The sequence below is a fragment of the Syntrophaceticus schinkii genome (assembly GCF_000946815.1).
Classification (GTDB): domain Bacteria; phylum Bacillota; class DSM-12270; order Thermacetogeniales; family Thermacetogeniaceae; genus Syntrophaceticus; species Syntrophaceticus schinkii.
In genome coordinates this window covers 1-1251 of the sequence record NZ_CDRZ01000218.1, presented here as the reverse complement: position 1 = coordinate 1251, position 1251 = coordinate 1, and the positions used below count along the sequence as shown (strand labels likewise).

At 41.7% G+C, this 1251-nt stretch carries 2 protein-coding genes; both read right to left on the bottom strand.

The window, feature by feature from the left end; genetic code table 11:
* Positions 1-42: 42 nt before the first annotated feature.
* Entirely contained in the window at positions 43-654 is a 612-nt protein-coding gene (locus SSCH_RS19160; RefSeq protein ID WP_232294292.1) for a transposase, read from the bottom strand.
* Positions 615-1148, bottom strand: coding sequence for a transposase (locus tag SSCH_RS19155; RefSeq protein WP_198142284.1), 534 nt, complete (start codon positions 1146-1148; stop codon positions 615-617). Before SSCH_RS19155 ends, SSCH_RS19160 begins: the two co-directional genes overlap by 40 nt.
* Between the last annotated feature and the right edge of the window lie 103 nt (positions 1149-1251).

Sequence of the window (1251 nt, the reverse complement as noted above, 5' to 3'; positions counted from 1 at the left end):
CTAAGGCTGTTTATTGTACGGCTGTTACCGTAGCTATCAGCGCTATTGCACAAAGGTAGGCTGTGAGTTTTCGATCCTTTTTCTGTACCCTTGAACTGTAATGCTTTCTAAACCTAGATGCTTCTTTTGTCTGCCGAAATAGCGCTCAACGCTTGTTCTTTCATCATATAGCTTTTGCCAGTTCTTGGTCCCCCTGTGGGGGCTGCAGAACAGCCTTGAGTCATCTTCAATTTTAGTTTTTATCACCATTCCATAGTTGGAGCTTGAACACCAGTCGGTACCAAAGGGGCATTCAGCTTTATCAAGTACGTGGGGACAACGAAACTTGTTAACTCCGTTATCGCTGCCCCAGTAAACCATCCGAAACCCTGCGGAACAAATAGGTGTCCCATCAAAATCAAAGCCAGCTCTAGGTTGCCTGGTCCCTCTAAGATTAAGAGCTATGATTGCCTGGGCGTGAAAGTCATTCTTTATGGTTTCGTAAATGTCATTACAGTCATACGCAGAGTCCATCAGGTAGAACTTGGGTGATTTAACCAGAACGCTGCTGGCCTTTTTAACCAGTTTTAAAGCTATTTCACTATCGTGGACATTGGCCGGCGTTACGGTGATAGCTACTGGTAACTCTGATTTTGTGTCCACAGCAGCATGCACTTTGTAGCCAAACCAGGCTTCAGTGTTGCCATCAGTGTTTCTTTTGACGCCCCAGTCAGCGCTTTTACCGTTTTGCGATACATACTTTCTAGGCTTGGTTTTCTCATAAGCCTCAATTTTTGTTGGAATCTATTGCTAATAGAGGTGCAGTCAATAATCCCCATTTGCTCGGCTTTATTTACAAGCGAATTAAACAGTTCTTTAAGAATACCTGTTTCTGTTAGTTCTCTTAAAAATCTGCTCATAGTTGCTTCACTTGGTACGCTTGCAATTACGCCAAATCCACATATGTACCGAAATACAGGGTCATTTTTTAGCCTTCTGACCAATGCAGCCATTGTCGGTATTTGCTCTATCTTTGCAGCTATTAATGCTCTTAGTTTGTATTTGGCATTGTATCCTCGAGGTCCATTATGTTTTCTGGGTAGCCTGGATATTATTGGTTTCAAATCAAGGGTGCTAAAAATCTTTTCCAGTCTAGTTTCAGGTTGCATTTTTAATGCATCTTCGAAGGAAATCAGGCAACTGTTGTCGAATATACAAGGTAGCTTCATCTTCCATCTTTTGCTTTATTTGGTTTGATTTACCTTATTAATT